Origin of the sequence: Saccharothrix texasensis (assembly GCF_003752005.1) — a bacterium.
Lineage (GTDB): Bacteria > Actinomycetota > Actinomycetes > Mycobacteriales > Pseudonocardiaceae > Actinosynnema > Actinosynnema texasense.
The window spans coordinates 738,172-764,849 of record NZ_RJKM01000001.1; the positions used below are offsets into that span (position 1 = coordinate 738,172).

Below are 26,678 nucleotides of genomic sequence, written 5' to 3' on the forward strand. Positions count from 1 at the left end.
CCTTCAGCCGGTCGCTCGGTGTTCTCGCAGGTCCCGGCTTCGAGGGGAGAGTGTGCGGCAGGACCCGGGTCTTGTGGCAAGACCCCCGGTGCGCTATAAGTTGAGAGTGGCGGGGAGGGTGTTCACTCCTCGCCTTCGTCGTGCGCGGGGCCCGACGGATCGTCATCGTTGGCCGGGCCAACAAGTCGGTAGACTGCGGTCGCATGGAGACCTCGGGCGCGCCCCAGCGGCTGCGCGGCACGACGACCTGGCTGCTCGGCCAGGCCACGACCCACGCGGCGCGGTTGGTGTCGGAGGCGTTGGGCGCGGTCGGCGCGCGGCGCTACCACTACTCGCTGCTGGCCGCGTTGGACGAGTTCGGGCCGGCCAGCCAGGCGGAGCTGGGGCGGCGGGGCGGGCTGGACCGCAGTGACGTGGTGGCCACCGTGAACGAGCTGGCGGACAAGGGCTTCGTGGAACGCCGGCCGGACCCGGTCGACAAGCGGCGCAACATCGTGACCGTCACCCCGTCGGGGGTGGCGCACCTGCGGCACCTGGACCGCGTGCTGGGGCAGGCCCAGGAGTCGCTGCTGGCGCCGTTGTCGGCGGCCGAGCGGGCGGAGTTGGTGCGGGTGCTGAACGTGGTCCTGGAGCACCAGGGTTGACGGGGACGGCCGGGAGAGCTCCCTGCGGTGTCCGGCTACGACATCCCCGACCCGGAGGTCCTGCGGCGGATCGTGAAGGACGTCCAGGCGGTGGTTGACGACCGGTTGAGCCGGGACGCGCGGATCCCGTACCGGCTCAGCGGAGTCGCCGGATCAGGTCCGCCACCTCCCGCGGGGTGAAGTCGAGGGACACGACGCCGATGGTCAGCTCGATGCTGCACCGCGTCGGGTCGGGCGAGGACTTGGGGCGGCGGGGCAGTTCGACGCCGCTCTCGGCGAGGATCCGTTCGGCCGCGGCGGCGACGACGTCCTTCGGCGCGGGGATGTGGACGTGGAACATCGGTGTCTGCGGCACGTGCGGGCGGGTGGTGGCGTAGCCGTCGGCGTTGATCGCGGCGGCGACGGCCACGGCGTGGTCGCGGAACTCGGCCATCCTGGGCAGCACCTCGTCCAGCCCCATCAGGCCGGTGAGGGCGGCCGGCCACGAGTCGGGGGTCGCGCCGCCGAGCCGGCGCCGCCACGCCGCCGCGGCGTCGACGGTCTCCCGGTCGCCCGCGAGGACCGCGCCGCGCACGCCTTCGAGGCCTTTGTAGAGGGAGACGTAGACGGTGTCGAACAGGTCGGCGATCTCGGCGAACGGCCGGTCGTAGTGGGGCTGCGCCTCCCACAGCCGGGCCCCGTCCAGGTGCGTGGCGGCGCCGCGTTCGCGGGCCCACGTCGTCTGCGCGACCAGCTCGTCCCAGGTGGGCAGGAGGCCGCCGAGGTCGCGTTGGGGCAGTTCGAGGAGCAGGGCGGCGATCGGTTCGCGGACACCGGCGAGGTCGGCCGACGTGATCAGCTCCTCCCGGTCCGCCACGGCGTGGTGGCGCAGGCCGTGCACCGCGCTGTGGCCCCCGTCCTCCCAGACGGCGAGGTGGCACTGGGGGTGGGCGGCGAACGTGCGGCGGCCGGTGCGCTCGGCGTGCACGCGCAGCGCGGTCTGCTGCGCCATCGTGCCGGTGGGGAAGAACAGGGCGGCGGGCTTGCCGAGCAGGTCGGCGATCCGGCGTTCCAGCTGCTCGGTCGGCTCGTCCGGGCGGAGACCGGGTCGGACGCGGTCGAGCAGGCGGCGCAGCACCGCGTGCGGGTCCTGGCGGAGCCGGGAGTGCTGGACCAGGGAGCGCCGGATCTCGGGTGTCATGGCGGGGATTTTGGGTGCTGCCGCCGGCGGTGTGCAACGACGGGTGCGCCGGTCACTTGACTGATTCGGGCGTCGGTGGGCCGCGCCTAGCGTCGCCGGCATGGAACTGACCCGACCCGACGCCGACCTCGTCCTCCTCCACCCCGGCCACGTGCCGTTCGACCCCCGGCCGGCCGGGTTGCTGGACGCGCGGTGGCTGGAGCGGGTGGACGGTGGCGGCGCGGTGACCTATTCGCAGTGGTCGGACGCGGTGGAGGCCGCGGACGGCGCGGTCGCCTACCGCCGGTACCGGTCCGGCGCCGAGGCCGGGGCCGACCGGGAGGTGGGGTGCGTGGTGCTGGTGTCGGTGCGGTTGGACCGGCCCGGGGTCGCCGAGGAGTGGGTCGACCTGGTGTTCGCCGCGTTGGCGGCCGAGGAGCGGCCGCACCCGGGCGGGATCTCCGCGCACTTCCACGTGAGCCTGGACGGGCTGCGGGTGCTGAACTACGCGGAGTGGACGTCGGCCGAGGCGCACGAGGAGGCGATGGCGGCCGGCGGCGGGTCGGTGGGCCGGTCGGCGGCGTGGCAGCGGGTGCACTCGTTCACCGGTCTCGCCGGCAGCGATGTGAGGCGCTATCGGGTTCGTCGGTGATACTGGCGGCCATGGGGAAGACGTATCAACGGATCGACGGACGTCTGCGCGAGTTCATCGAGGCGCAGCCGGTGTTCTTCACGGCCACCGCGCCGCTGGCCGCCGACGGGCACGTGAACGTGTCGCCGAAGGGCCGCCGGGGCACGTGGCGGGTGCTCGACGAGCAGCGGGTGGCGTACCTGGACTTCGGCGGCAGCCACGCCGAGACCATCGCCCACCTGCGGGAGAACGGGCGGATCACGCTGATGTGGTGCGCGTTCGACGGTCCGCCGAACATCGTGCGCGTGCACGGCACGGGCGAGCCGGTGTTCCGGGACGACCCGAGGTTCGCCGAGCTGGTGGCCGGGTTCGGCGAGGCGGACGGGCCGTCGTTGCGCGCGGTCGTGGTGGTGACCGCGAAGCTGATCAGCGACACGTGCGGCTTCGCCGTGCCGCTGATGGACTACCGCAGCGAGCGGACGCTGCACGAGGAGTACTTCGCCCGCAAGTCCGACGAGGAGTTCGCCGCGTACTGCGAGAAGAAGGACTTCGTCGGGACCAGCATGGACGGTCTGCCCGCCCTGCCGCTCCCCCTGCCGTCGCGGTAGGCCTCGGCAAGCCCGTCGGTCACCGGGCACGCGGACGTGTGGCACCGTCTGCGCGGTGACCAAGTACCTGTTCTTCTGGGGGCACGAGGCGCGGCCGGGCGCGCCGGTCGGCAAGCAGTGCCTGAGCCAGTGGTGGGAGGCGCCGTTCACGGTCGACGGGCGCGTCTACCGGACCGCCGAGCACTTCATGATGTGGGGCAAGGCGCTGCTGTTCGACGACGAGGACACCGCGGCGCGGGTGCTGGCGGCGCGCACGCCCGGTGAGGCGAAGGCGTTGGGCCGCCGGGTGCGCGGGTTCGTCGAGCAGGAGTGGGTGGCGCGCCGGCTGGACATCGTCGTGCGGGGCAACCTGGCGAAGTTCGGCGCGCACGACGACCTGCGCGGGTTCCTGCTGGGCACCGGCGACCGGGTGCTGGTGGAGGCCAGTCCGCTGGACCGGGTGTGGGGCATCGGGCTGGCCGCCGACGACGAGCGGGCGGCCGACCCGGCGTCCTGGTTGGGGCTGAACCTGCTGGGCGAGGCCCTGATGGAGGTGCGCGCACGGCTGCGTCCGGAGTGATCGCGTCACCCGATGAGCTCGAACCGGTGGGCCGGTAGCCGCGGGTTGGGGCCGTTCGCGTCCCGACAGGTGGATTTTCGATCTACGCTGTCCGAGCGGCGAGTGGCGCCGATCACCTCGGGAAGGGGGGCGGTCGTGCTGGTCGAGGCTCGGCGGAACCGCGGCGCCCTGCGCCGGGTGACGGGTCTTGCCCGCAGCACGCCGGGCAGGTTGAGCCTGTGGGCCCTGCTGCTGGTGGTGACGAGCCTGCTGGTCGGCGCGGTGACCGCGACGTCGGTGCAGCGCCGGTCGACCGCGCTGGAGGCGTTGGCCGACGGCAGCGAGCCGTTGGCGTTCGCCGCCCAGGAGGTCTACCGGGCGATGGCGGACGCGGACGCCACGGCGTCGAGCGCGTTCCTGTCGGGCGGGGTGGAGTCGGCCGCGCTGCGCGGCCGGTACGAAGCGGACGTGGCGAAGGCCGCGGCGGCGTTGTCGGCGGCGACCAGTGAGATCACCCGCTCCCCCGAGCTGACCGAGGCGCTGTCGACGTTGTCGGGGCAGCTGCCGGTGTACACGGGTCTGGTCGAGACGGCCCGCGCGCACAACCGGCAGGGCAACCCGGTGGGCGCGGCGTACCTGCGCGAGGCGTCGGCGTTGATGCAGACGCGGCTGTTGCCCGCGGCGCGCGCGCTGTACGAGGTGGAGACCTGGACCGTGGTGCGCGACCTGGAGGACGCGGGGTCGCTGCCGTGGCTGGAGCTCCTGCTGGGTGTGCTCGCGCTGGTGGCGCTGGTGGCGGCGCAGCGGTACCTGACCCGCCGGACGAACCGGGTGCTCAACCCCGGGCTGCTGGTGGCGACCGCGTTGACCGCGATCTCGCTGCTGTGGGTGCTGGCGGCGAGCGTGCTGGTCGTCTACAACGCCTCGGCCAGCAAGAACGAGGCCACGCTGGTCGACCTGCTCGCGCGGGCCCGGATCGCGACGCTGACCGCGCGCGGCGACGAGACGTTGGCGCTGGTGGCGCGCGGCAGCGGCGAGACCTACGAGGCGGAGTACGTCGAGGCCGACCGGGTGCTGGAGGACCTGCTGGGCCGGGCGCGGGTGGTGGACGGGACGCCGCCGGTGGTCGAGGCGGTGCGGCACCACGCGCGGTGGCAGCAGGCGCACCGCGAGGTCCGCGAGGCCGACGACGCCGGCGACTTCACCGCGGCGGTGGGGTTGGCGCTGGGTCAGGACGCGCAGGGGGCGGCCACGGCGTTCGACGCGTTGGACGCGGAGCTGGTGGAGGCGATCGGCGCGGCGCGCGCGGAGCTGACCGACGCGATCGGGCGGGCGCGGGCCGCGTTGGGCGGCGTGGTGCCCGCGGTGGTGGTGCTGGCGTTGCTGGCGGCGGCGGCCTCGGTGTCCGGGTTGTGGCAGCGGCTGAAGGAGTACCGATGAGACGGCTGCTCGCGGTGCTCGTCCTGGTGCTGGCGGCGTGCGCGCCGGTGCCCAGCGGCGCGCCGCCGATCGGCGGCGGTTCGCCCGTGCCGCCGCGTCCGGCGGAGGCGGAGGAGCTGACCGGGCCGCCCGCCACGGCGGCGGTGCCGCCGGCGTCGTGCGACCCGACGGCGAGCCTGCGCCCGACCGGGCCGCTGCCGCCGCCGGGGCAGGTGCCGGCCGGGTCGACCATGGCGGAGATCCAGGCGCGGGGGCGGCTGATCGCGGGCGTGGACCAGAACACCTACCTGATGGGGTTCCGCAACCCGGTCTCCGGCGAGCTGGAGGGGTTCGACGTCGACCTGGTGCGGGAGGTCGCGCGGGCGGTCTTCGGCGACCCGGGCGCGATCCAGTTCAAGGTGGTGACCTCCGAGCAGCGGGTGCCGGCGTTGGAGCGCGGCGAGGTCGACATCGTGGTGCGGACCATGACGGCGACCTGCGAGAGGTGGCAGAAGGTGAACTTCTCCACGGTGTACCTGCAGGCGGGGCAGCGGGTGCTGGTGCCGTCGAACTCCGACGTCGCGGGCATCGAGTCGCTGGGCGGCAAGCGGGTGTGCGCGACGAAGGGGTCCAGCTCGCTGGCCAACGTGGCGGCCGCGGCGTCGAGGCCGGTGCCGGTGTCGGTGGCGCACTGGACGGACTGCCTGGTGATGCTGCAGCAGGGCCAGGTGGACGCGATCTCCACCGACGACACGATCCTGGCCGGGTTCGCCGCGCAGGACCCCTACACGAAGGTGGTGGGCCCGCAGTTCGCCGCCGAGCCGTACGGGATGGCGTTCCCGAAGGCGGACGAGGACTTCGTGCGGTTCGTCAACGCGCTGCTGGAGCGGCTGCGGGCGGACGGCACGTGGGCCCGGATCCACCAGCGCTGGCTCGGCGGTCCCCCGGCTCCGCCCGTCGCCGTGTACCGGGACTGACGTGCTCACCCTGGACGAGGAGCTGGCGGCGGCGCTGCGGGAGAGCGACCGGGTGGCCGAGTCGCTGCTGGTGATGGAGGACCACCCGGGCCACCGGTTGCTGCGCGGCGCCGCGCTGACGGGGGCGTCGGCGCGGCGGTGGGAGGCGGCGGACGCCGGGATGGTGCGGCTGTGGGAGTGGTTCGACGCCTACCGGGCGTTGCTGCGGCAGGCGTCGGACGCGCGCGACCCGGCAAAGTTGGCGCGGCTGCTGCGCGGGCCGGCGGTGGTGCTGACGGAGGCGTCGGCGCGGACGTTGACCGGGCCGGTGGCGCGGCAGGTGACGCTGCGCGCGTTGGTGGCGCGGATGAAGGCGGAGTACGCGCTGGTCACGGCGGTGCTGACGGAGGCGCACGAGGCGTGGACGCGGCGGTGGGCGGTGCTGGACCCGCTGGTCGGGCAGGTGGCGGGGATCGACTCGCCGGCGGCGCGGGCGCTGCGCGCCGAGGTGGCTCAGGCTCACGCCCGCGCGGTGGCCGACCCGTTGACGCCCGATCCGGCGGTGGCGGACCTGGTCGCGCGGGTGGCGTCGGTGAGCGCGCTGCACCGGACGTTCCCCGCCCGGGTGGCGGCCCTGTCGCGGCAGGTCGCCGAGGTGGGGTCGCTGCGGGCGCGGGCGGCGCGGGTGCGGGTGGAGGCGGTGGCGGAGATCGCCGGCGACCACCCGCCGGTGCCCGGCGACGACGTCGCCGGGGCACTCGACGGGCTGCGCCGACGTTTCCCGGACGTGGCGGAACCCGACCTGGCGGCCGTGGAGGCGGCGGTGGGCGCGGCGTTGGCGCGGGCCCGGAACGTGGTCGCGCACCTGGCCGGGTCGCTGGACCGGCGGGCGGAGCTGCGGGGCCGGTTGGACGCCTACCGGGCGAAGGCGGCCGGGCGCGGGTTCGCCGAGGACGCGGAGCTGCTGGGGCTGCACCGGCGGGCGCGTGACGTGCTCTCCGCCGCGCCGTGCGACCTGAACGCGGGGACGGTGGCGGTGCTGCGCTACCAGCGTGCGGTGCTGGCCAGGACGGAGGCCCGGTGAGGACGTGTCCGCGGTCCGGCTGCGGCGGGGCGATCGACGACGACGGGTTCTGCGACGTGTGCGGGCTGGAGGCGCCGGTGCTCGCGCCCACCGTGCCGGTCGCCGCGCCGGGGTCCGGTGACGCGGGGGTCGGCGCGGACAGCGGGCAGGCCACCGGCGCGCACCCCGGGCCCGGTTCCGACAGCGGTCCCGCCACGGGCGCGTACCGCGCGACCGGTCCCGCGACGGGGCCGGGCACGGCCCCGTGGTCGCTCGCGTCGGCGTCGGCGGGTAGTTCGCGGCGGGCGTCGGCGTCCACCCGGTCCTCCGGGCGCGGGCGGTTGGGCGCGGGCCTGGTCGAGGTGCCCCGGGTGCCCTACCGGGACCCGAAGACGGCGGTGCTGACCGATCCGGAGGTGCCGGAGGCGAAGCGGTTCTGCTCCAGCTGCGGCAAGGAGGTCGGGAGGGGTCGGGACGGCCGGCCCGGCCGGGTGGAGGGGTTCTGCGCGCACTGCGGGCACCACTACTCGTTCACGCCGAAGCTCGCGCCGGGCGAGGTGCTGCACGACCAGTACGAGGTGCTCGGGTGCCTGGCGCACGGCGGCCTCGGCTGGATCTACCTGGCCGCCGACCACGCGGTCAGCGACCGGTGGGTGGTGTTGAAGGGCCTGCTGGACTCCGGTGACGCGGACGCGATGGCGGCGGCGATGGCGGAGCGCCGGTTCCTGGCCGAGGTGGAGCACCCTACTATCGTCAAGATCCACAATTTCGTGCGGCACGCCGACCGGGTCAGCGGCGAGCTCGTGGACTACATCGTGATGGAGTACGTGGGCGGCACGTCGGTCAAGGACATGATCAAGCAGTTGCGGGCGGAGGGCACGGGCACCGGGTCGCTGCCGGTGGCGCAGGCCATCGCGTACGCGCTGGAAGTGCTGCCCGCGTTGGGTTACCTGCACGACGTGGGCCTGCTGTACTGCGATTTCAAACCGGACAACGTGATCCAGACCGAGGAGCAGTTGAAGCTGATCGACCTGGGCGCGGTGCGGCGCATCGACGACCGCCACTCCCCCATCTACGGCACGATCGGCTACCAGGCGCCGGAGATCGGCACGGACGGCCCGTCGGTGGCCTCCGACCTGTACACGGTGGGCCGGGCGTTGGCGGTGATGAGCTTCCAGTTCGACTTCCGGGGCCGCTACAAGGAGTCGTTGCCGGAGCCGGCGGAGCAGCCGTTGCTGCGCCGGCACGACTCGTTGCACCGGTTCCTGCTGCGGGCCACCCACCGCGACCCGGAGCAGCGGTTCGCCTCGGCGGAGGAGATGGCCGAGCAGCTGACCGGTGTGCTGCGGGAGGTGTTGGCGCAGCAGGACGGCCTGCCCAGGCCCGGGGTGTCGCGGCAGTTCACGCCGGAGCGGCGGGCGTTCGGCACGGAGGGCGGGCTGGACGTGCGGGCGGCGGCGACGGGCCTGCCGGTGCCCCAGGTGGACACCTCGGACGCGGCGGCGGGTTTCCTGGCGACCGCGGCGACGACCGGTGACCCCGACCAGGTGGTGGCGGCGCTGCGGGCGGCGCCGGTGCAGACGGTGGAGGTGCGGTTGCAGGTGGTGCGGGCGTTGATCGAGGCGGGTCGGGTGCGGGAGGCGGTCGGCGAGCTGGACGCGCTGGCCTCGCCGTTCGACCCGGACGACCCGCAGACGCCCGCGCCGGACGACTGGCGGCCGGGCTGGTACCGGGGTGTGGCCGCGTTGGTGGACAGCCGTGAGGACCCGGCGGCCGCCGGGCGGGCGCGGGCGGCGTTCGAGCGGGTGCGCGACGTGCTGCCGGGCGAGGCGGCGCCGAAGCTGGCGGTGGCGGTGTGCGCGGAGTCGTCGGGCGATGCGGACGCGGCGGCGGCCGGGTACGAGGTGGTGTGGCGCACCGACCACGCGTTCGTGTCGGCGGCGTTCGGACTGGCCCGGGTGCTGGTGGCGCGGGGCGACCGCGAGGCCGCGGTGGGTGTGCTGCACTCGGTGCCGGACACGTCGGTGCACCACGTGGCGGCGCAGGTCGCGGCGGTGCGGGCGCACCTCGGCGCGGCCCGGGAGTGCGCGCGGGGGCACGGGGCGGAGGCGTTGGCGGAGGTGATGGCGGCCGGTGCGAGGCTGTCGGGGTTGGAGTTGGACGTGGCGAGGCGGGCCGGGTTGACCGTGGAGTTGTTGGGTGTGGCGTTGGAGTCGTTGCGGGGGGCCGGCGCGGCGCCCGGCGGGAAGCTGCTGGACTGCGAGGTGAGCGAGTCGGGGCTGAGGTCGGGTCTGGAGCGCTGCTACCGGCAGTTGGCGCGGCTGGCCGACACCCCGGAGGAACGCATTGCTCTCGTCGACCGCGCGAACGCGGTCCGGCCCAGGACGTTGGTGTGATCATGGAATCCTGTCCCGGGTGTTCGTCGCCGGTGGCGGCGCAGGACCGCTTCTGCGAGGCGTGCGGGCGCAACCTGCGGGTGCAGCGGACATCGGTGGGTGGTCCGGGGTCGCAGTGGCCGCCGATGTGCGCGTGCGGCGGCGAGGAGTTCGACGCGGACGGGTTCTGCGAGCAGTGCGGCCGGGCGCGGCCCTCGGCGCGGGACCGGGTGGAGTTCGTGCTGCCCGGGGTGGCCGGGGTGAGCGACCGGGGCAAGCGGCGGCGGCGCAACGAGGACTCGATGGCGTTCGGCCGGGTGCGCGGGCGCGGGGTCGCGGTGGTGGTGTGCGACGGGGTGGCGTCCTCGGAGCGGGCCGAGCAGGCGTCGCAGACGGCCGTGGACACGGCGGCGGACGTGCTGTTGACCGGGTTGCAGGCGGGCATGGACGCCGAGTCGTCGACGACGGACTCGGTGGTGGCGGCCAACGAGGCGGTGGGCCGGTTGGCGCGGCCGGAGGCGGCGGAGGTGGCGCCGTCCTGCACGTTCGTGTCGGCGGTGGTGACCGACGACTCGGCGACGGTGGGCTGGGTCGGCGACAGCCGCGCCTACCTGGTGGCCGAGGCGGGCGCGGCGCGGTTGACCACGGACGACACGTGGGCGGCGCAGCTGGTCGCGGAGGGCGTGCTGACCGAGGAGGAGGCGTTGACCGACCGGCGGGCGCACGTGCTGTCGCGGTGGTTGGGCGCGGACTCCGGCGTCGAGGCGCCGCAGACGGTGACGTTCAAGGTGGAGACGCCGGGGCTGCTGGTGCTGTGCAGCGACGGCTTGTGGAACTACGTGCCGGAGCCGGAGGACCTGCTGGCGGTGCTGCCGCGCGGCGTGCCGCCGGTCGAGGTGGCGCGGGAGCTGGTGGACGTCGCGCTGAAGGCGGGCGGGCACGACAACATCACGGTGGTCGTCGTCCAGTTGCGGGGTGGGCATGGCGCTTGATTTCGCGGTCGAGGTGTTCCAGAACGAGTACCTGCCCGAGGGCGCGGCGGACGTCGACGCGATCGTCACGGTGACCGCGACGGGCCCGCCGGCGGAGGTGGTGTCCACCGACGCGGCCGAGGTGGTCATCGTGGACACGTCGGCGTCGATGGCCTACCCGCCGTCGAAGCTGGCCGCGGCGAAGCAGGCCGCGGTGGCGGCGGTCGACGTGTTGCGCGACGGGGTGTCGTTCGCGGTGGTGGCGGGCACGGACACGGCGCGCGTGGTCTACCCCCGGGCGCGGAAGCTGGCGGTGTCGGACCCGCGGTCGCGGGCCGCGGCGAAGCAGGCCGTGCGGATGCTGCGCGCGGACGGCGGCACGGCGATGGGCCGGTGGCTGGCGTTGGCCGACGACCTGCTCGCCGGGTTCGAGGGCGGGCCGAGGCACGCGATCCTGGTGACCGACGGCGAGAACCAGCACGAGTCGCCGCGCCGGTTGACGAAGGTGCTCGACGAGGTGGCGGGCCGCTTCACGTGCGACTGCCGCGGGGTGGGCACGGACTGGCAGGTGGCGGAGCTGCGCCGGATCGCCGAGGCGATGCTGGGGACGGTGGACATCGTGGCCGACCCGGACGGGTTGGCCGAGGACTTCCGGTCCATGGCGGCGACCGCGATGGGCAAGGCGCTGGCGGACGTGTCGCTGCGGTTGTGGACGCCGGAGGGCGCGCGTGTGGTGTCGGTCAAGCAGGTGGCGCCGGGGTTGCGGGACCTGACGGGGCGGCGGGTGGAGTCGGGGCCGCGCACGGGCGACTACCCGACCGGGGCGTGGGGCGGCGCGGAGAGCCGCGACTACCACCTGCGGGTGCGGGTGCGGCCGGCCGGGCTGCGCGACCGGATGCTGGCGTCGCGGGTGAGCCTGGTGGGTCCCTCGGGTGACGTGCTGGGGCAGGGCCGGGTGATGGCGGTGTGGACGGAGGACTCGGCGCTGTCGACGCGGATCAGCGTCGAGGTCGCCCACTACACGGGGCAGGCGGAGCTGGCGGAGGCGATCCAGGACGGTCTGGAGGCGCGCAAGGCCGGTGACGTGGGTCGGGCGACGGCGAGGCTGGGCCGGGCGGTGCGGCTGGCCCACGAGTCGGGCAACACCGACACGGCGAAGCTGCTGGCGAAGGTGGTGCAGGTGCAGGACCCGGGGACGGGGACGGTGAAGCTGCGGCCGCAGGTGGCCGACGAGGACGAGATGACGCTGGACAGCCGTTCGACGGTGACCAAGCGGGTCGGGCGGGGTTAGGCGATGGCGACCTGCCCGACCGGGCACGACTCGGCGACCGACGACTACTGCGACGTGTGCGGCACGCCGATGCCGTCCGGGGCCGGGCCGTCGTCCCCGTCGTCCCCGTCCTCTTCGTCGTCGCCGGCGGTGGTCGTGGAGGAGACGTGCGCGGCGTGCGGCGCGGTGCGGGTGGGTCGGTTCTGCGAGGAGTGCGGGCAGGACTCGTCGGGCCCGGTGACGTCGCGGCCGGTGGTGGCCCGGCCGGTGTCGTGGCACGTGGCGGTGGAGGCGGACCGGGCCTACTTCGAGCGGGTGGTGGCGGCGGGCGGGCCGGACGCGGGCGTGGTGGCGTTCCCGCGGTTCTGCCCGCCGCGCCGGTTCGGGCTGTCGGGGCCGCAGGTGTCGATCGGGCGGCGGAGCCGGTCGCGGGGCATCTTCCCGGGGATCGACCTGGTGGGCCCGCCGGAGGACCCGGGCGTCTCGCACCACCACGCGGTGCTGGTGGCGTCGGGTGACGGGTGGGCGGTGGTGGACCTGGGCTCGACGAACGGGACCACGGTCAACGGGGCCGGCACCCCGTTGCCGCCGCACGAACCGCACCCGTTGGAGCCGGGCGACCGGGTCCACGTGGGCGCGTGGACCACCCTCACCCTGCACCGCTGGATCGGCGGGCAGACCTAGCGCGAGCGTGCGCGGGTCTCGACGTGGTGCTCTCCGCCCCGCGCGTCGACAGCCGCGGAGGGCGGGCGGCTCGTTCCCGGAACGCGTCGGCGTGGTCGGCGGCCCAGTGGGCGAAGGTGCGGGCGGGACGGCCGGTGACCCGTTCGACCGCGTCGGTGACGGTGGAGCCGGTGGCGGGGACGTTCGCGTAGAGGCCGAGGACGAAGTCGGCCTTCTCCGCCGGTCCGCCGGGTGCGACGCGGTAGAGCTGCAGCGCCGGCGGTTCGGCGGTCCACAGGGCGCGGGCCCGGTCCGGGGTGAGTTCCTCGAAGCGCAGGTCGCGGCCGGTGGCGGTGGCGAGGTGGCGCACCTTGTCGCGCGGGGTGAGCGCTTCGGGGCCGGTGAGGGTGTAGGTGCGCCCGGCGTGGCCGTCGGTGGTCAGGGCGGTGGCGGCGACGGCGGCGATGTCGGCTTCGTGGACGAGCGCGCTGCGCCGGTCGCCGTGCGGTTCGCGGATCACGCCGTGGGCGCGCAGCGGCGGCCCCCAGTCGGCCAGGGTGTTGGCCATGAACTCCAGCGGGCGCAGTTGGGTCCACGCCAGGCCGCTCGCGCGGACGGCGGGTTCGAGGGTGCCTTCGGCCCAGCCGCCCAGCAGGGTGACGCGGCCGACGCCGGCGCGCCGTGCGGCGGCGGCGACCTGGTCGCCGTTGTCCAGGGGCCGGTAGCCGTGCCCGAAGTTGATCAGGTGGGCGGCGGTGGCGCCGGCGAACGCGGCGGCGAGGCTGCCGACGTCGGTGGTGTCGCCGCGCACGACCTCGACGTCGTCGGGCAGGCCGGCGGTCTCGGGGTGGCGGCTCAGCGCGCGGACCTCGTGCCCGGCGGCGAGCAGGTGGGTGACGAGGTGGCGGCCGACGGTGCCGGTCGCGCCGGTGACGAGGATGGTCATGCGGTCTCCCCGGTGAACAGGCGGGTGTGGTCGGCGACCCACTCGGGGAAGGTGCGGGCGGGACGGCGCAGGATGCGGGCGACCTCGTCGGTGACGGTGGCGGGCAGGCCCGCTCCCCTGGCGTAGCGGGCCATCAGGGCGTGGACGAACGCGGGCGGCAGGCCGGCGCGGACCATGCCGTCGGCGGCCTGCGCGGGCGGGACCTCCTGGTGGCGCAGCGGGCGGCCGAGGACGCCGCCGATGATCGCGACGAGCTCGGCGTGGGTGTGGGAGTCGGGTCCGGTGACCTCGACGCGGCGGCCGTCGAGGGTGTCGGTGGTCAGGGCGTGGGCGATGACCTCGGCGAGGTCGCGTTCGTCCAGCGGCGCCTCGGCGAAGTCGGCGTGGGGGCCGCGCACGACGTCGCCCGCCCGGATCTGGTGGGCCCAGGCGGTCGCGGTGTTGGTGGCGAACGACCCGGCGCGCACGCTGACCCACGGCAGGCCGCTGCCGGCGACGGCGGCCTCGGCTTCGGCGTTGCGGTCGCCGCGGTGGCGGGAGGGCTGGTCGGCGGGGTCGTCGTCGACGTTGAGGGCGGACAGCGCGACGACCTTGCCGACGCCGGCGGCCCGGGCGTGGGCGACGAGGGCGGCCGGGTCGGCGACGGCGCGCGGGTGGACGAACAGGGCGGTGACGCCCGCCAGGTGGGCGGGGTCGTCGTCGACGAAGGTGACGTGGTCCGTGCCGGTGCGGGCCCGCGGGTCGCGGCTGACGGCGAGCACGGGCCCGTTCAGCAGGCCGACGAGGTGGCGGCCGACGAGGCCGGTCGCCCCGGTGACGAGGACGGTCATGGGCGGTTCCCCCGGATAGACTTCGTGCGGAACAGATACGATACGGAGACCATAACATATGAGTTCCATAAGTTCTGGGGATGCGCGTGACCGGCGGCGGACCGTCACGGCGATCAAGGAGTCGCTGAGGGAGCTGCGCAACCAGTTGTCGCTGCTCAACCACCAGGTCTCCCGGCGGCTGGAGCTCAAGGACGTCGACCTGGACTGCCTGGAGCTGGTGCAGCGGCACGGGCCGATGACGCCGGGCGAGCTGGCGCGGCGGGCGGGGCTGCACCCGGCGACGTTGACCGGGATCCTCGACCGGTTGCAGCGGGCGGGGTGGATCACCCGGGAACGCGACCCGGACGCGGCGGACCGGCGGGCGGTGGCGGTGCGCGCGGTCAAGGACCGCAACCCGGAGCTGTTCGCGCTCTACTCGCGGATGAACGCCTCGATGGACGACCTGTTCGCGGGCTACGACGAGGCGGAGCTGGCGTTGCTGGCCGACTTCCTGCGGCGGACCACGGCATTGGGGCGAACGGCGACCGACGAGTTGGCGGAGGGGTAGGCGGGGCGTCCGGAGTCCGCGACTGGGCCGTGCGGGTGGGCGCCGGTGCTCCGTCGCGCGGGTTTTCGCCCGGACGCCCGCGCGCGTTGTCGATCACGAATACGGTGGGGGTCGTGCGGATCAACGGGGGGCCCGCCGCCGGTGCGGCGTCGGGTGGCACGGGCGACGGGTCGTGCGACGCGGCGGCGCCGGTGCGTCAGGAGGGGTGATGGCGGACGCGGTCGACCTGGTCCTGGCGCAGTGGTCGGTGCAGCGCCCGGACGTGGACACCTCGCCGATGGCGGTGCTGGCGCGGGTCACGCGGCTGGCGCGGCTGCTGGAACGCGAGCTGCGGGAGTTCGTGGGCCGGTTCGAGCTGGAGCCGGGCGAGTTCGACGTGCTGACCACGTTGCGGCGGGCGGGGTCGGCGCAGGGCATGACGGCGGGCGCGTTCCTGTCCGCGTCGCTGGTCACGGCGGGCGCGATCACCAACCGGATCGACCGGATGGAGGCCAAGGGCCTGGTGGAGCGGGTGCCCGACGCCACGGACCGGCGGCTGGTGCGGATCAAGCTGACCGACCGGGGCGGCGAGCTGGTGGACGGGATGCTGGCCGAGCACATGCGGCAGTACGCGCGGCTGCTGGAGCCGTTGGACGACGACACCCGGGCGGTGGTCGCCGACGCGTTGCGGGCGTTGCTGGAGCGGTGCGAGTAGCGCCGCCCCCGACCCGGCCCGCGCGGCGACGACCGGCGGGGGCTACCTCGTGACGGCCGACCCGGACCGGACGGCGGGGAACCGCACCCCGGTGAGGTCCTCGGAGACGGCCCACAGCCGCTGCTGGACGGCGACCTCGTAGGACTGCGGGCTGGAGACGACCGGCCGGGGGTGGCCCCTGATCTCGTTGAGCCCGCCGGGACCGTAGTACTGGCCGCCGAGCACGGCGGGGTCGGTGGCGGCGCGCAGGGTCGGCAGCGCGCCCATCGCCGGCGTCTGGGTGATCAGCGGCGCGATCCGGGTGAGCGGGAGCCGCAGGGCCGCGGGGGTGTTGCGGGCGAGCTCGGTGCTCGACACGCCGGGGTGCGCGGCGACCGCGACGGTGGTGCCGTGCGCGGCGAGCCGGCGCTGGAGCTCGTAGGTGAACATCAGGTTGGCGAGCTTGGACTGGCCGTAGGCGGCGACCCGGCTGTAGGTCCGCTCCCACTGCAGGTCGTCGAAGTGGATCGCGGCCCGGATGCGGTGGCCGGTGCTGCTGACCGTGACCACGCGCGAGCCGGGCACCGGCAGCATCCGGTCCAGCAGCAGCCCGGTGAGCGCGAAGTGGCCCAGGTGGTTGGTGCCGAACTGCGTCTCGAAGCCGTCGCGGGTGGTCTGCTTCGGGGTGTACATCACCCCGGCGTTGTTGATCAGCAGGTCGATCCGGTCGAGCCGCGACCGCAGGGCCTCCGCCGCGCTCCGGACGGAGTCGAGCGAGGTCAGGTCCAGCGCCTGCACGGTGACGTCGCCGGCCATGCCGGCCGCGGCGCGTTCGCCCTTGCCGGTGTCGCGCACGGCGAGGACCACGGAGGCCCCGCGCTCGGCGAGCGCCTTCGCGGTCTCGTACCCCAGTCCGGTGTTGGCCCCGGTCACCACGGCCACCCGTCCGCGCTGGTCCGGAATGTCCGCTGTCGTCCACTTCCCGCTCATGATCAGGCTCCCCGCCCAGGTAAAGTACCGAAGGTATCTTGTAGTGACGACGCTAAAGTACTTCCGGTACGTTGTCAACGTACCGGCGGTACTCAAGTTAGGCTCCCGGTCGTGACTTTCCAGCGGGCGCGCACCGAGGAGCAGCGGGAGATCCGCCGGCGGGCGATCCTCGACGTGGCGTCGGCGATGCTCGACGAGATGCCCGTCGCCGCGGTCACCCTCAACGAGCTCAGCCGCCGGGTGGGCCTGGCGAAGCCGAACGTGCTGCGCTACTTCGAGTCCCGCGAGGCGGTGCTGCTGGAACTGCTGGACCACCTCCTGCGGGAGTGGCTGACGGACCTGGCGGGCGAGTTGGCCGCCGGCGTCGACGAGGACCTGCCCATGGCCGGGCGGGCCGAGGCGGTGGCCGCGGTCCTCAGCCGCTCGCTCTCCGGTCGGGTGGTGCTGTGCGACCTCTTCGGCGCGCAGGGCAGCGTGCTGGAGCACAACGTGTCCGTCGAGGTCGTGGCGCGCTACAAGCGTGCTTCCCTGGACCACCTGACGACCATGGCCGCCCTGATCCGGAGGTACCTGCCGGAGCTGGGCGAGAACGCGGCACTGTTCAGCCTGCAGACCGTGGTCACGGCCGGCGCGTTGTCGGCGTACAGCACACCCCCGCCCAGCCTGCGGGCGGCCTACGAGGCCGAGCCCGACCTGGCCCGCTTCCACCTGGGGCTGGAGCCCTCCTTGAAGCTGGCCCTGACCGCGACCCTCCTGGGCGTGCTCCCCCGCGACTGACCCGCGTCGCGCCGTTTCCCCCTACCCGGCCGCGCCGGGGCTCCCGGTGGTGTACACAGGGTAGTCGGGCGATTCCGGAGGGCGGAGCGTGGCGGAGGACGGTAGCGGGTCGAAGGACGGGCCCGAGAAGGTCAAGCTGTACGGGACGGTGATCTCGGCCGTGTCGTCGCTGATCGCGATCGCCGTGTTCCTGGGGTGGGACGACGACATCAAGAAGGCCATCCCGTTCGCGGACACCACGACCACCGCCCCGGCCCAGCCGACGCGGCTGCCGATCCCGGCGGCGGCCGAGCCGGAGCTGTCGGAGGTCGTCGACCCCACCACGGAGGAAACGACCGAGGAGACGACCACCGAGGAGACGACCACGACCACCGAGACGCCGTCCCCGGAGGAGCTGCGCCAGGCCTACATCAGGCAGGCCGACGCGGCGTGCGCGCCGGCGATCGGGAACCGGCCCGCCCGGGTGGCGACGCTGGACTACGGCTACATGATGTCGGTGCTGGAGTCGCGCAACCGGATGCTGCAGGACTGGAGGTCGGTGGTCGTCGAGCCGCGCGACGCGGGCAACTACGCCCGCATCCAGCAGCTGTGGAACGACTTCAACCACGCGAGCGCGTACTGGAACTACATGGCCAACGCGCTGCTGGCGAGGAACTCCGCGACGTTCGACGCGGAGTTGGAGCGGTACCGGGCGGCGACGGCGGCGTTCGTGAACGGCGCGACCCGGTACGGGTTCGCGGTGTGCGGGTTCGGGTGGAACTCGGTGTCGGGCTGAAGGCGGGTCGGGTGTCGGAGGACTGGCGACGGGCTAGCGGGGCACGGCGTCGAGGGCTTTGAAGATGCGCTTGTCGGAGACGGTGTAGCGGGTGCCGATGGTCTGGGCGAAGTAGCTCAGCCGCAGTTCCTCGATCATCCACCGCACCTCGTCGAGCTCCTCGTGCGGTTCGTCGGCGGGCAGGGCGGCGCGCAGTTCGCGGTACTCGGCGTGCACGGCGTGCACGCGGTCCATCCACTCCTGGTCGCGGCGGACGTTCTCGGGCAGCTTCTCCAGGCGGCGGGCGATGCCCTGCAGGTAGCGGTGCACGTCGGCGAGCCGGTCGGCGCCGGCCTCGGTGACGAACCCCTGGTGCACCAGGCCGGTGAACTGGGCGCGGACGTCGGCCACGGACTCGTCGAACACGGGGCCGCGCACGCCGTTGAGGCGCAGTTCGACGTCCTGGGCGGCTTCCAGGACGCGGCGGACCTTGTGCACGACGTCGAACGTGGTCTCGCCCAGGCCGCGGCGGACGTGGTCGGTGAGCCGGGCGAACGCGGCCTGGGTCCACACCGGTCCGCCCGCGTCGCGCAGGAGCTTGTCGACCGCGGCGGAGATGCAGTCGGCCAGCAGCGGGGCCACGCCGCCGTGGGGGTTGCGGGTCAACGCGAGCTTCTCGGCGTTGGTGAGACCGCGTTGCAGCGACTTGACCGGTGACGGGGTGGTGAGCAGCAGCAGCCGGCGGGTGCCGCGCCACATGGCCTGCCGCTGGCGTCCGGGGGTGTCGAGGATCTCCACCGCGACGGTGTCGCCCTTGTCGACCAGGGCGGGGTAGGCGGTGACCACGATGCCGGACCGCTGCCGCTGCACGGTGCGCGGCAGGTCGCCGATGTCCCAGGTGGTCAGGCCGGTGCGGGCGAGGTTGCTCGCGGCGGCGGCGAGGGTCGCGCGCAGCTGTCCCCGCAGTTGGGCCTTGAGCGCGGCGAGGTCCTTGCCGCGGGCGAGCCGGCGGTCGTCCTCGTCGACGATCTCGAAGGTGAGCTTGAGGTGTTCGGGCACCTGGTCGAGCTGCCACTGCTCGCGGGGCACGACGACGCCGGTGAGGGTGCGCAGCTGTCGTTCCAGGGCGGGCAGGAGGGGTTCGTCGGGGTCGATGCCGGACAGGGCGGCGGCGGCCACGTCGGGCACGGGCACGAAGTTGCGGCGCACCGGTTTGGGCAGCGACCGGATGAGCGCGACGACGAGTTCGGTGCGCAGCCCGGGGATCTGCCAGGACAGCGAGTCGTCGGGCAGGGCGGTCAGCGCGGGCAGGGGCAGCGTGACGGTGACGCCGTCGACGGCCGTGCCGGGTTCGAACCGGTAGGTCAGCGGCAGGGTGAGGCCGCCGCGGCGCAGTTCGTCGGGGTAGGCGTCGGGGGTGACCGCGGCCCGGTCGTTGACCAGCATGGCCTTGTCGAAGGTGAGCAGGTCCGGCTCGGTGTGGCGGGTTTTCTTCCACCAGGTGTCGAAGTGCCGCACGGACACGACGTCGGCGGGCACGCGCTGGTCGTAGAAGTCGTAGACGGTCTCGTCGTCCACCACGATGTCGCGGCGGCGGGCCCGGTTCTCCAGCTCCTCGACCTCGGCGAGCAGGTCCCGGTTGTGCTGGAAGAACTTGTGGTGGGTGGTCCACTCCCCCTGCACGAGGGCGTGGCGGATGAACAGCTCGCGCGACAGCTCGGGGTCGATGCGCCCGTAGTCCACCTTGCGGGAGGCGACGATGGGCACGCCGTAGAGGGTGACCTTCTCCAGGGCGACGACGGACCCGCGCTTGGCCTCCCAGTGCGGTTCGCTGTAGGTGCGCTTGACCAGGTGCCCGGCGAGCTTCTCGGCCCACTCGGGTTCGATCTTCGCCACGGTCCGGCCCCACAGCCGGGAGGTCTCCACCAGTTCGGCGGCCATCACCCACTGGGGCGGTTTGCGGAACAGGGAGGAGCCGGGGAAGATCGCGAACTTCGCGTTGCGGGCGCCGAGGTACTCGGTGGCGACGCGCTTGCCCTGCTCGTTCTTCCCGGGGTTGCGCTTGGGCACGTCCTTGACGCCGATGTGGGACAGCAGCCCGGACAGCAGCGAGAGGTGCACGTTGCGCGGGTCGGCGGGCTGGTCGTTGACGTGCACGCCGAGGGTCTTCGCGACCTGCCGCAGCTGCTGGTAGATGTCCTGCCACTCGCGCACGCGCAGGTAGTTGAGGAACTCGGCGCGGCACAGCCTGCGGAACTGGTTGCTCGACAGCTCCTTCTGCTTGTCGCGCACGTGCTCCCACAGGGTGAGGAACGCGGTGAAGTCCGACTCGGGGTCCTTGAACCGGGCGTGGAACTCGTCGGCGGCCTGCTGCTTGTCCGACGGGCGTTCGCGGGGGTCCTGGATGGACAGCGCGGAGGCGATGACCATGACCTCGCGGACGCACCCGTTGCGGTCGGCCTCGATGACCATGCGGGCCAGGCGGGGGTCGACGGGCAGCTGGGCGAGCTTGCGGCCCAGCGGGGTGAGCTTCTGCTCGGCGGGCAGGATCGCGCCGAGCTCCTGCAGCAGCTGCACGCCGTCGGCGATGTTGCGCGCCTCGGGCGGGTCGATGAACGGGAACGCGGCGATGTCGCCCAGGCCGATGGAGGTCATCTGCAGGATGACCGAGGCGAGGTTGGTGCGCAGGATCTCCGGGTCGGTGAACTCCGGGCGCGCGTCGAAGTCGTCCTCGCTGTAGAGGCGGACGCAGATGCCCTCGGAGACGCGTCCGCAGCGGCCCTTGCGCTGGTTGGCCGACGCCTGCGAGACGGGTTCGATGGGCAGCCGCTGCACCTTGAGCCGGTGGCTGTAGCGGGAGATGCGGGCGGTGCCCGGGTCGACGACGTACTTGATGCCGGGCACGGTCAGCGACGTCTCGGCGACGTTGGTGGCGAGCACGACGCGGCGGGCGGTGTGCGGCTGGAACACGCGGTGCTGCTCGCCGAAGGACAACCGCGCGTACAGCGGCAGGACCTCGGTGTTGCGCAGCTCCAGGGCGGCGAGGGCGTCGGCGGTGTCGCGGATCTCCCGTTCGCCGGACAGGAACACCAGCACGTCGCCGGGGCCTTCGGCCTGCAGTTCGCGCACCGCGTCGCAGATGGCCTGGGTCTGGTCGCGGTCCGGGTCGGCGTCGGGGTCCTCGGGGTCCACGATCGGGCGGTAGCGGACCTCGACGGGGTAGGTGCGGCCGGAGACCTCGATGACGGGGGCGTCGCCGAAGTGCCGGGAGAACCGCTGGGGGTCGATGGTCGCGGAGGTGATGACGACCTTGAGGTCGGGTCGCTTGGGCAGCAGCTGCTTGAGGTAGCCGAGCAGGAAGTCGACGTTGAGGCTGCGTTCGTGGGCCTCGTCGATGATGATCGTGTCGTAGCGCGACAGCATCCGGTCGGTCTGGATCTCGGCGAGCAGGATGCCGTCGGTCATGAGCTTGACCAGGGTGTCCCCGCCGGACTGGTCGGTGAACCGGACCTTGTAGCCGATCGCGCTGCCCAACTCGGTGTCCAGCTCCTGCGCGACGCGTTCGGCGACGGTGCGCGCGGCGAGGCGGCGGGGCTGGGTGTGCCCGATCTGGCCGAGCACGCCGCGGCCGAGCTCGAGGCAGATCTTGGGCAGCTGGGTGGTCTTGCCGGAGCCGGTCTCGCCGGCGACGATCACGACCTGGTGGTCGCGGATGAGCGCGGCGATGTCGTCCTTGCGGGCGCTGACGGGCAGCTCGGCCGGGTACGTGATCTTCGGCACGGCTTCGCGGCGCAGGGCGACGCGCAGCTCGGCGGCCTCCAGCTCGGCCTCGATCTCGGCGAGCACGGCGGCGCGGGCGGCGTCGTCGCGGACCTTGCGGGCGCCCTCGAGCCTGCGTGCCAGCCTCCGCTGGTCCCGCGACATCAGTTCGGACAGGCGTTTGCGCAGGTCAGCGTGCGACATCTGGTTCATTTGGGTCAAGGATATCGAGGGTGGGCCGGTGGGGCTGCCGATTATCGGCCGGCGGACACGGCGAGTTGGCGTGACTGGGCGACCAACCGGCCGGTCGTGTCCCACAGTTCGACGTCCTCTTCGTGGTAGCCGTCGGCGAGGTGGCGGGTGGCGACGCGGGCGGCGAGCCAGTCCGACGCGGGCCGGGCGCGGACGTGGACGGTGAGCTCGACGGTGGCGGAGTCGGTCACGCCGAGCTCCAGGACGGCGGGCGCGGCGGTGTCGACCAGGTGGCCAGGCTCGCGGTGTCGGCGGGGCGGCCGTCGGCGAAGCGGATCCAGAACTCGGCGCGCGCGGCGCCGCTGGGCCGGCCCCGGGCCCAGCCGTGGGGTTCGGGGGCGCGCAGGTCGACCCGGTCGGCGACGGTGACGCCGGGCAGGCGCAGGCCGCCGTAGACGTCGACGCACTCGCCGGGCGGCGGCAGGTCGGGCGCCTGCCCGGGGACGGCGGTGCGGCCGGTGGCGGCGCCGAGGTCGGCGTAGGAGGCCACGACGCGCAGCACCTCGCGGTCGCCGCAGGTCAGGCGCGCTTCGCCGGTGGACAGCCGGCGGCCGGCGCGCACCAGCTCGGTGTCCACCCGGGCCGGTCCGACGACACCGGGTCGCAGGTAGTGCGCGCCGACGACGAGCGGGTCGGGGTGCGGCAGCACCTCGCCGAGCGCCCGCAGGCAGAACGCGACGAGGTAGCCGCCGTTGGGCCGGTCGCCGGCGCTGCCCCACCGGTCGGTGAGGTGGGCGGTGAACCGCCCGTCGCCCGTCGCGTCCACCCGCGTATCGGTGTCCCACTCGTGCATGGGCTCACCCTAATGGGCGTTACCGGCGGGTAGCTCAGCCGGCGTAGGGGCTGCCGCCGTCGAGCATGGCCGTGACCATCTTCTTGAGGTGCTTGGCCATCAGCACGTTGTGCAGGCCGGGCCCGAAGCTGACCCGCGCCACGCCGAGCGGGGCCAGGTCGTTCGGCGTGGGCGTGCCCGGGCCGTGGCCGACGTTCACCGGCCGCCGCCCGACGGCCTCGACGAACGCGGCGACCCGGTCGCCGGGCAGCCGGATCGGGAAGACGCAGTCCACGCCCACCTCGAAGTAGGCCTGGGCGCGGCGCACGGCCTCGTCGAACGACTTCCCGCCGTGCAGGTACTCGTCGATCCGGGCGTTGATCACCAGGTCGGGGTTGGCGGCGCGCACGGCGGCCAGGAAGTCGACCTGCTCGGCGAGGTCGACCATGACCTTGGCGCGGGGCTCGGAGTCCTCCAGGTTGCAGCCCGCCACGCCGATCTCCGCCAGCCGCTCGCCGATCCGCGCGGGCGGCAGGTCGTAACCGCGCTCGATGTCGGTGGTCACCGGCACGTCGACCGCGGCGGCGATGCGGCGCGCGGCGTCGAAGGCCACGTCGGCGGGCATGTCGTGCCCGTCCTCGAACCCCAGGGCGGCGGCCACGGCGACGCTGGTGGTCGCCACCACCGGGTGGCCCGCCTCGGCGATGACCCGCGCGGACGAGACGTCCCACGCGTTGGGCACCACCAGCGGGCTGCCCGGCACGTGCAGCGCGCGCAGCGCCTTGGCCGCCTCGGTCACATCGGTGTTAGTCACGTCGACTCCCGTCACGACAGGGGCCGCGGCCGCACGGCGGCCCTCGACCCTGTTCGGCGTGGTGACCACGATGATCACCCGCGCCAATACTGCCAGTTCCGCCGACCCCGGACACCGACCCCGGACACCGGCCCCGGTGGCGGCCCCGGTGGCGGCGGCTCGTGGTTAGGGTCCGGTCCGTGGCGAACCGGTGGCCCGTCGCGGGCGTGGACCTGCACCTGGACCTCGACCCGGCGGCGTCGCGGCGCGGCGGGTTGGAGCGCGCGTTGCGGGAGGCGATCCGGGCCGGGCGGTTGACGCCGGGCGCCCGGCTGCCCGCGACCCGCAGGTTGGCCGTCGAGCTCGGACTGGCCCGCAACACGGTGGCCGCCGCCTACGACCAGCTGGTGGCGGAGGGCTACCTGACCGCCCGGCGCGGCGCGGGCACGCAGGTCGCGCCGCTCCCCCTCACCGAACCACCCGAACCACCCGCCCCGCCGCTCCGCCCGGGGCCGCGGCACGACCTGACACCCGGCAGCCCCGACGTGTCCGCGTTCCCGACGACGGCCTGGCTGCGCGCGACGCGCCGGGCGCTGACCGCGGCCCCGGCGAGCGTGCACGGGTACGGCGACCCGCGAGGCCGGCTGGAGCTGCGCACGGCGTTGGCGCAGTACCTCGGCCGCACGCGCGGTGTGCGGGCCTCGCCGGAGCGGATCGTGGTGACCTCCGGGTACGTGCAGGCCCTGGCGCTGCTGGCGTCGGTGCTGGACGGGCCGGTGGCGATGGAGGACCCCGGGCTGCCCTTCCACCGCGACGTGGTGACCCGGGCCGGACGCCCGGTGGTGCCGCTGCCGGTGGACGAACGGGGCGCGACGACCCCCGCCGACGTGGCGGCGGCGGTGGTGACGCCCGCGCACCAGTACCCCACGGGCGTGCCGCTGCACCCGACACGGCGGCACGCGCTGACCACCTGGGCACGCGAGACCGGCGGACTGCTCGTGGAGGACGACTACGACGGCGAGTTCCGCTACGACCGGCAGCCGCTGGGCGCGGTGCAGGGCACGGCTCCCGACCACGTGGCGTACGCGGGCAGCGCGTCGAAGACCCTCGGCCCCGGCGTGCGGCTGGGCTGGCTGGTGCTGCCGCCGCGCTGGGTGGACCCCGTGGTGGACGCGAAGCTGCACGCCGACCACCACACCGAGGTGATCGGCCAGCTGACCCTGGCCGACCTGATCGGCACCCACGCCTACGACCGGCACGTCCGCGGCTGCCGGCTGCGCTACCGGCGCCGCCGCGACCTGCTCGTGCGCCGGCTGGCCGACCTCGGCGTGCCGGCGCACGGCGTCTCGGCGGGGTTGCACGCGCTCGTGGAGCACCCCGACGAGGCGGCGGTGCTGGCCCGCGCCGCCGCGCACGGCCTGGCGGTGTCGGGGCTGCGCGAGCACTGGCACGACCCCGACACCGCGACGCGGCAGGGCGTGGTCGTCGGGTACGCGACCCCCGCCGAGCACGCCTACCGGGCCGCGCTGGACGCCCTGACCCTCGCCCTCACGGCCGGAGGTCCAGCGCCGCGCTGAAGTCGCCGTCCATGTGGACCGGGGTCGAGGTGTGCTCGTGGGCGACGCGCCACGCGCCGTCCACCCGCCGCAGGCACACCGTGGAGCGGAACCACAGGTCAACGCCTCGTGTCGACCTGTCCGGCGAAGCCACCCGCCTGCCCGACGACGGCGAACAGCCGGACTGCCGGCGCTGATGCTGCTCACCGACGCCCGCCGCCCCGCCCGCACCCGACCCGACGGCCCACTCGTCCCCCTGGCCGAACAGGACCGCTCCCGCCGGCACCCGGACCTCATCGCCGAAGGCACCCGACTGGTGCGCCACGCCCTGACCACCACCCCGATCGGCCCCTACCAGCTGCAAGCCGCCATCGCCGCCCTGCACGCCGAAGCCCGCGACGCCGCCGACACCGACTGGAAGCAGATCCTCGGCCTCTACGACCTGCTGCACTCGATCACCCCCGGCCCGGTGGTCGCGCTCGACCGCATCGTCGCCGCCGCCACGGTCCACGGACCCGCCGCCGGCCTCGACCGGCTCGACGCCGCGGCGACCGACCCCGCGCCGCCCGCGCCACGCTGAACCTCCCCGAACGCCGCTACCTCGAAGAACGCGCCCACCCCGGCTGAGGACACGCCGATGCGCAACCACAACCCGCCGTTCGGCGGCTGGCGCGGCGGCACCCCGGCCGATGAGCTGGACCACGCGATGAGTCGGGGGACGGCCCATCGAGGGGGAGTCGGCTTGTTCCTACCCGTGCCGGTGCCCGTGCTGCCGCCCAGCACCGCACTGGCCGACCTGGCGACCGCGGGCGAGCACCACGCCTGGCTCGCGGGCACCACCGGCGTGTTCACCAGCCGTCCGTCGACACCACTGGTGCTCAGCTGGACCGGCGAGACCTGGCGCGAAGAGCCACTGCCCGACCTGCCCGCCCCGGCGAGCCTGTCCGGCGTGTCGGCCGCCGCGCCCGACGACGTCTGGGCGGTCGGCAACAGCGCCGGCCGCCCCCTCGTGCTGCACTACGACGGCACGACCTGGCACGTCGTCCCCACACCCCCCATCACCTGGGCCAAAGCCGTCACCGCCGTCGCCCGCGACGACGTGCACGTGGTCGGCACCGGCCGCGACGCCCTGCACTACGACGGCGTCCGCTGGCGACGGCGCACCGCCCTGTCCTCGGCCCGCGAAACCCTCCACACCATCACCGCCACCGGACGACACCACGTGTGGGCCGGCGGCGGCGGCCTCGCCGGCGCCGGACCCGCCACCTACGAGTACCCCGTGCTCGTCCACTGGGACGGCGCCACCTGGACCGAGATCCCCGGACCACGCGCCGAACGCGGCCACGTCGCCCGCCTCGCCGCCACCGCCCCCGACGACGTGTGGCTCGGCCAGGCCCGCGACACCGACGGACTGCGCGTGCACCGCTGGGACGGCCACCAGTGGACCACCGTCCCCACCCCCGGCGACCCCGACCGCCTCAGCCTGCACGGCGTCGCCGCCGGCTGGACCTGGGGCGTGCGCGCCACCCGCGGCTCCTTCGAGACCAGACCCGCCTACCACCGCTGGACCGACACCGGCTGGACCCCCGTGGCCCTGCCCGACGACCTCGCCCTCGCCTCCGCCTCCCACGTCGGCCTCGCCACCACCGGCGCCACCACCTGGGCCTACCTCAAAACAGCCGCCGGCGTGCACGTGCTGCGCCACACGCTCCCGTGACCCACCGCCACCCCC

At 74.3% G+C, this 26,678-nt stretch carries 27 protein-coding genes; 18 read left to right on the top strand and 9 right to left on the bottom strand.

The genetic code is table 11. The annotated features are described in order from the left end of the window. Positions 1 to 203 precede the first annotated feature (203 nt). The gene (locus tag EDD40_RS02975) at positions 204 to 644 is read left to right on the top strand and encodes a MarR family winged helix-turn-helix transcriptional regulator (protein ID WP_123741534.1); all 441 of its coding nucleotides are present in this window, start codon (positions 204 to 206) and stop codon (positions 642 to 644) included. A 136-nt stretch (positions 645 to 780) separates the two neighbouring features. Here EDD40_RS02975 and EDD40_RS02980 read toward each other — a convergent pair whose 3' ends face one another. Next, positions 781 to 1,824, bottom strand: a complete 1,044-nt coding sequence (locus EDD40_RS02980) for a threonine aldolase family protein (RefSeq protein ID WP_123741535.1) — start codon at positions 1,822 to 1,824, stop codon at positions 781 to 783. A gap of 100 nt (positions 1,825 to 1,924) precedes the next feature. Here EDD40_RS02980 and EDD40_RS02985 point away from each other — a divergent pair, with 100 nt between their 5' ends. The 10 genes from EDD40_RS02985 (at position 1,925) to EDD40_RS44245 (ending at position 12,318) form a co-directional block, all read left to right on the top strand. After that, a complete protein-coding gene (locus EDD40_RS02985; protein ID WP_123741536.1) occupies positions 1,925 to 2,455 on the top strand; it encodes an antibiotic biosynthesis monooxygenase in 531 nt (176 codons plus the stop codon). 11 nt (positions 2,456 to 2,466) lie between these two features. Continuing rightward, positions 2,467 to 3,042, top strand: coding sequence for a pyridoxamine 5'-phosphate oxidase family protein (locus EDD40_RS02990; protein WP_123741537.1), 576 nt, complete (start codon positions 2,467 to 2,469; stop codon positions 3,040 to 3,042). Positions 3,043 to 3,097: 55 nt separating this feature from the next. Further along, entirely contained in the window at positions 3,098 to 3,601 is a 504-nt protein-coding gene (locus EDD40_RS02995; protein ID WP_148088664.1) for a riboflavin biosynthesis intermediates N-glycosidase, read from the top strand. A gap of 135 nt (positions 3,602 to 3,736) precedes the next feature. Further along, positions 3,737 to 5,020 carry a hypothetical protein gene (locus EDD40_RS03000; RefSeq protein ID WP_246037374.1) on the top strand — a complete coding sequence of 428 codons (1,284 nt, stop codon included), beginning with the start codon at positions 3,737 to 3,739 and terminating at the stop codon, positions 5,018 to 5,020. Next, entirely contained in the window at positions 5,017 to 5,976 is a 960-nt protein-coding gene (locus tag EDD40_RS03005) for a glutamate ABC transporter substrate-binding protein (protein ID WP_123741538.1), read from the top strand. Before EDD40_RS03000 ends, EDD40_RS03005 begins: the two co-directional genes overlap by 4 nt. 1 nt (position 5,977) lies before the next feature. Next, positions 5,978 to 7,039: a hypothetical protein gene (locus tag EDD40_RS44235; RefSeq protein WP_123741539.1), complete on the top strand. Its 1,062-nt coding sequence runs from the start codon at positions 5,978 to 5,980 to the stop codon at positions 7,037 to 7,039. Further along, positions 7,036 to 9,414 (top strand): serine/threonine-protein kinase, encoded by a 2,379-nt coding sequence (locus EDD40_RS03015; protein WP_123741540.1) that lies wholly within the window; start codon positions 7,036 to 7,038, stop codon positions 9,412 to 9,414. Before EDD40_RS44235 ends, EDD40_RS03015 begins: the two co-directional genes overlap by 4 nt. Positions 9,415 to 9,416: 2 nt before the next feature. Then, positions 9,417 to 10,385: a PP2C family protein-serine/threonine phosphatase gene (locus EDD40_RS03020; protein WP_123747708.1), complete on the top strand. Its 969-nt coding sequence runs from the start codon at positions 9,417 to 9,419 to the stop codon at positions 10,383 to 10,385. Further along, on the top strand, positions 10,375 to 11,655 hold the full coding sequence (locus tag EDD40_RS44240; RefSeq protein ID WP_123747707.1) for a vWA domain-containing protein: 1,281 nt from the start codon (positions 10,375 to 10,377) through the stop codon (positions 11,653 to 11,655). The genes EDD40_RS03020 and EDD40_RS44240 overlap by 11 nt, the downstream gene beginning before the upstream one ends. Before the next feature lie 3 nt (positions 11,656 to 11,658). After that, positions 11,659 to 12,318: an FHA domain-containing protein gene (locus tag EDD40_RS44245; RefSeq protein WP_123741541.1), complete on the top strand. Its 660-nt coding sequence runs from the start codon at positions 11,659 to 11,661 to the stop codon at positions 12,316 to 12,318. Here EDD40_RS44245 and EDD40_RS03035 read toward each other — a convergent pair. Both EDD40_RS03035 and EDD40_RS03040 read right to left on the bottom strand, forming a co-directional pair. Then, entirely contained in the window at positions 12,284 to 13,243 is a 960-nt protein-coding gene (locus tag EDD40_RS03035; RefSeq protein WP_123741542.1) for an NAD(P)H-binding protein, read from the bottom strand. The two genes, EDD40_RS44245 and EDD40_RS03035, sit on opposite strands and share 35 nt — an antisense overlap. Then, positions 13,240 to 14,073, bottom strand: a complete 834-nt coding sequence (locus EDD40_RS03040) for an NAD(P)H-binding protein (RefSeq protein ID WP_123741543.1) — start codon at positions 14,071 to 14,073, stop codon at positions 13,240 to 13,242. The genes EDD40_RS03035 and EDD40_RS03040 overlap by 4 nt, the downstream gene beginning before the upstream one ends. 58 nt (positions 14,074 to 14,131) lie before the next feature. Between EDD40_RS03040 and EDD40_RS03045 the strand changes: the two genes are divergently transcribed. Both EDD40_RS03045 and EDD40_RS03050 read left to right on the top strand, forming a co-directional pair. Further along, positions 14,132 to 14,620: a MarR family winged helix-turn-helix transcriptional regulator gene (locus EDD40_RS03045; RefSeq protein WP_123741544.1), complete on the top strand. Its 489-nt coding sequence runs from the start codon at positions 14,132 to 14,134 to the stop codon at positions 14,618 to 14,620. 208 nt (positions 14,621 to 14,828) lie between these two features. Then, entirely contained in the window at positions 14,829 to 15,314 is a 486-nt protein-coding gene (locus EDD40_RS03050) for a MarR family winged helix-turn-helix transcriptional regulator (protein WP_123741545.1), read from the top strand. Positions 15,315 to 15,356: 42 nt separating this feature from the next. Here EDD40_RS03050 and EDD40_RS03055 read toward each other — a convergent pair whose 3' ends face one another. Continuing rightward, complete coding sequence (locus EDD40_RS03055; RefSeq protein ID WP_123741546.1) at positions 15,357 to 16,283, bottom strand: SDR family NAD(P)-dependent oxidoreductase; 927 nt, start codon at positions 16,281 to 16,283, stop codon at positions 15,357 to 15,359. 111 nt (positions 16,284 to 16,394) lie between these two features. Between EDD40_RS03055 and EDD40_RS03060 the strand changes: the two genes are divergently transcribed. Then, positions 16,395 to 17,060, top strand: a complete 666-nt coding sequence (locus EDD40_RS03060) for a TetR/AcrR family transcriptional regulator (protein WP_123741547.1) — start codon at positions 16,395 to 16,397, stop codon at positions 17,058 to 17,060. Positions 17,061 to 17,148: 88 nt separating this feature from the next. Beyond that, positions 17,149 to 17,835 carry a hypothetical protein gene (locus EDD40_RS03065; RefSeq protein WP_123741548.1) on the top strand — a complete coding sequence of 229 codons (687 nt, stop codon included), beginning with the start codon at positions 17,149 to 17,151 and terminating at the stop codon, positions 17,833 to 17,835. Positions 17,836 to 17,868: 33 nt separating this feature from the next. On the opposite strand, the gene hrpA is transcribed toward EDD40_RS03065, so the two are convergent. Genes hrpA through EDD40_RS03080 form a run of 4 tightly spaced genes read right to left on the bottom strand, consistent with a single transcriptional unit; the run spans position 17,869 to position 23,411 of the window. Next, positions 17,869 to 21,786, bottom strand: a complete 3,918-nt coding sequence (gene hrpA, locus EDD40_RS03070; RefSeq protein WP_123741549.1) for an ATP-dependent RNA helicase HrpA — start codon at positions 21,784 to 21,786, stop codon at positions 17,869 to 17,871. A 41-nt stretch (positions 21,787 to 21,827) separates the two neighbouring features. After that, positions 21,828 to 22,016: a thioesterase family protein gene (locus EDD40_RS44590; RefSeq protein WP_342777749.1), complete on the bottom strand. Its 189-nt coding sequence runs from the start codon at positions 22,014 to 22,016 to the stop codon at positions 21,828 to 21,830. Next, a complete protein-coding gene (locus tag EDD40_RS43155; RefSeq protein WP_342777750.1) occupies positions 22,013 to 22,618 on the bottom strand; it encodes an acyl-CoA thioesterase in 606 nt (201 codons plus the stop codon). The genes EDD40_RS44590 and EDD40_RS43155 overlap by 4 nt, the downstream gene beginning before the upstream one ends. 34 nt (positions 22,619 to 22,652) lie before the next feature. Beyond that, positions 22,653 to 23,411 (bottom strand): isocitrate lyase/PEP mutase family protein, encoded by a 759-nt coding sequence (locus tag EDD40_RS03080; RefSeq protein ID WP_246037375.1) that lies wholly within the window; start codon positions 23,409 to 23,411, stop codon positions 22,653 to 22,655. A 179-nt stretch (positions 23,412 to 23,590) separates the two neighbouring features. Between EDD40_RS03080 and pdxR the strand changes: the two genes are divergently transcribed. Beyond that, positions 23,591 to 24,967, top strand: coding sequence for a MocR-like pyridoxine biosynthesis transcription factor PdxR (gene pdxR, locus EDD40_RS03085; RefSeq protein ID WP_211348066.1), 1,377 nt, complete (start codon positions 23,591 to 23,593; stop codon positions 24,965 to 24,967). Here the strand turns inward: pdxR and EDD40_RS42290 are convergent. Next, the gene (locus EDD40_RS42290; RefSeq protein WP_211348067.1) at positions 24,939 to 25,100 is read right to left on the bottom strand and encodes a nuclear transport factor 2 family protein; all 162 of its coding nucleotides are present in this window, start codon (positions 25,098 to 25,100) and stop codon (positions 24,939 to 24,941) included. The two genes, pdxR and EDD40_RS42290, sit on opposite strands and share 29 nt — an antisense overlap. Before the next feature lie 42 nt (positions 25,101 to 25,142). On the opposite strand from EDD40_RS42290, the gene EDD40_RS42295 reads away from it, so the two are divergent. Next, positions 25,143 to 25,526, top strand: a complete 384-nt coding sequence (locus EDD40_RS42295; protein WP_211348068.1) for a DUF6596 domain-containing protein — start codon at positions 25,143 to 25,145, stop codon at positions 25,524 to 25,526. A 57-nt stretch (positions 25,527 to 25,583) separates the two neighbouring features. Continuing rightward, complete coding sequence (locus tag EDD40_RS03095; RefSeq protein ID WP_170184858.1) at positions 25,584 to 26,663, top strand: hypothetical protein; 1,080 nt, start codon at positions 25,584 to 25,586, stop codon at positions 26,661 to 26,663. Positions 26,664 to 26,678: the final 15 nt, after the last annotated feature.

Bases quoted from the DNA above. Each gene is read 5' to 3' on its own strand.
- EDD40_RS02975 (WP_123741534.1), top strand. From the start codon at position 204: ATGGAGACCTCGGGCGCGCCCCAGCGGCTGCGCGGCACGACGACCTGG.
- EDD40_RS02980 (WP_123741535.1), bottom strand. From the start codon at position 1,824: ATGACACCCGAGATCCGGCGCTCCCTGGTCCAGCACTCCCGGCTCCGC.
- EDD40_RS02985 (WP_123741536.1), top strand. From the start codon at position 1,925: ATGGAACTGACCCGACCCGACGCCGACCTCGTCCTCCTCCACCCCGGC.
- EDD40_RS02990 (WP_123741537.1), top strand. From the start codon at position 2,467: ATGGGGAAGACGTATCAACGGATCGACGGACGTCTGCGCGAGTTCATC.
- EDD40_RS03005 (WP_123741538.1), top strand. From the start codon at position 5,017: ATGAGACGGCTGCTCGCGGTGCTCGTCCTGGTGCTGGCGGCGTGCGCG.
- EDD40_RS03020 (WP_123747708.1), top strand. From the start codon at position 9,417: ATGGAATCCTGTCCCGGGTGTTCGTCGCCGGTGGCGGCGCAGGACCGC.
- EDD40_RS44240 (WP_123747707.1), top strand. From the start codon at position 10,375: ATGGCGCTTGATTTCGCGGTCGAGGTGTTCCAGAACGAGTACCTGCCC.
- EDD40_RS44245 (WP_123741541.1), top strand. From the start codon at position 11,659: ATGGCGACCTGCCCGACCGGGCACGACTCGGCGACCGACGACTACTGC.
- EDD40_RS03035 (WP_123741542.1), bottom strand. From the start codon at position 13,243: ATGACCATCCTCGTCACCGGCGCGACCGGCACCGTCGGCCGCCACCTC.
- EDD40_RS03040 (WP_123741543.1), bottom strand. From the start codon at position 14,073: ATGACCGTCCTCGTCACCGGGGCGACCGGCCTCGTCGGCCGCCACCTC.
- EDD40_RS03045 (WP_123741544.1), top strand. From the start codon at position 14,132: ATGAGTTCCATAAGTTCTGGGGATGCGCGTGACCGGCGGCGGACCGTC.
- EDD40_RS03050 (WP_123741545.1), top strand. From the start codon at position 14,829: ATGGCGGACGCGGTCGACCTGGTCCTGGCGCAGTGGTCGGTGCAGCGC.
- EDD40_RS03055 (WP_123741546.1), bottom strand. From the start codon at position 16,283: ATGAGCGGGAAGTGGACGACAGCGGACATTCCGGACCAGCGCGGACGG.
- hrpA (WP_123741549.1), bottom strand. From the start codon at position 21,786: ATGAACCAGATGTCGCACGCTGACCTGCGCAAACGCCTGTCCGAACTG.
- EDD40_RS43155 (WP_342777750.1), bottom strand. From the start codon at position 22,618: ATGCACGAGTGGGACACCGATACGCGGGTGGACGCGACGGGCGACGGG.
- EDD40_RS42295 (WP_211348068.1), top strand. From the start codon at position 25,143: ATGCTGCTCACCGACGCCCGCCGCCCCGCCCGCACCCGACCCGACGGC.
- EDD40_RS03095 (WP_170184858.1), top strand. From the start codon at position 25,584: ATGCGCAACCACAACCCGCCGTTCGGCGGCTGGCGCGGCGGCACCCCG.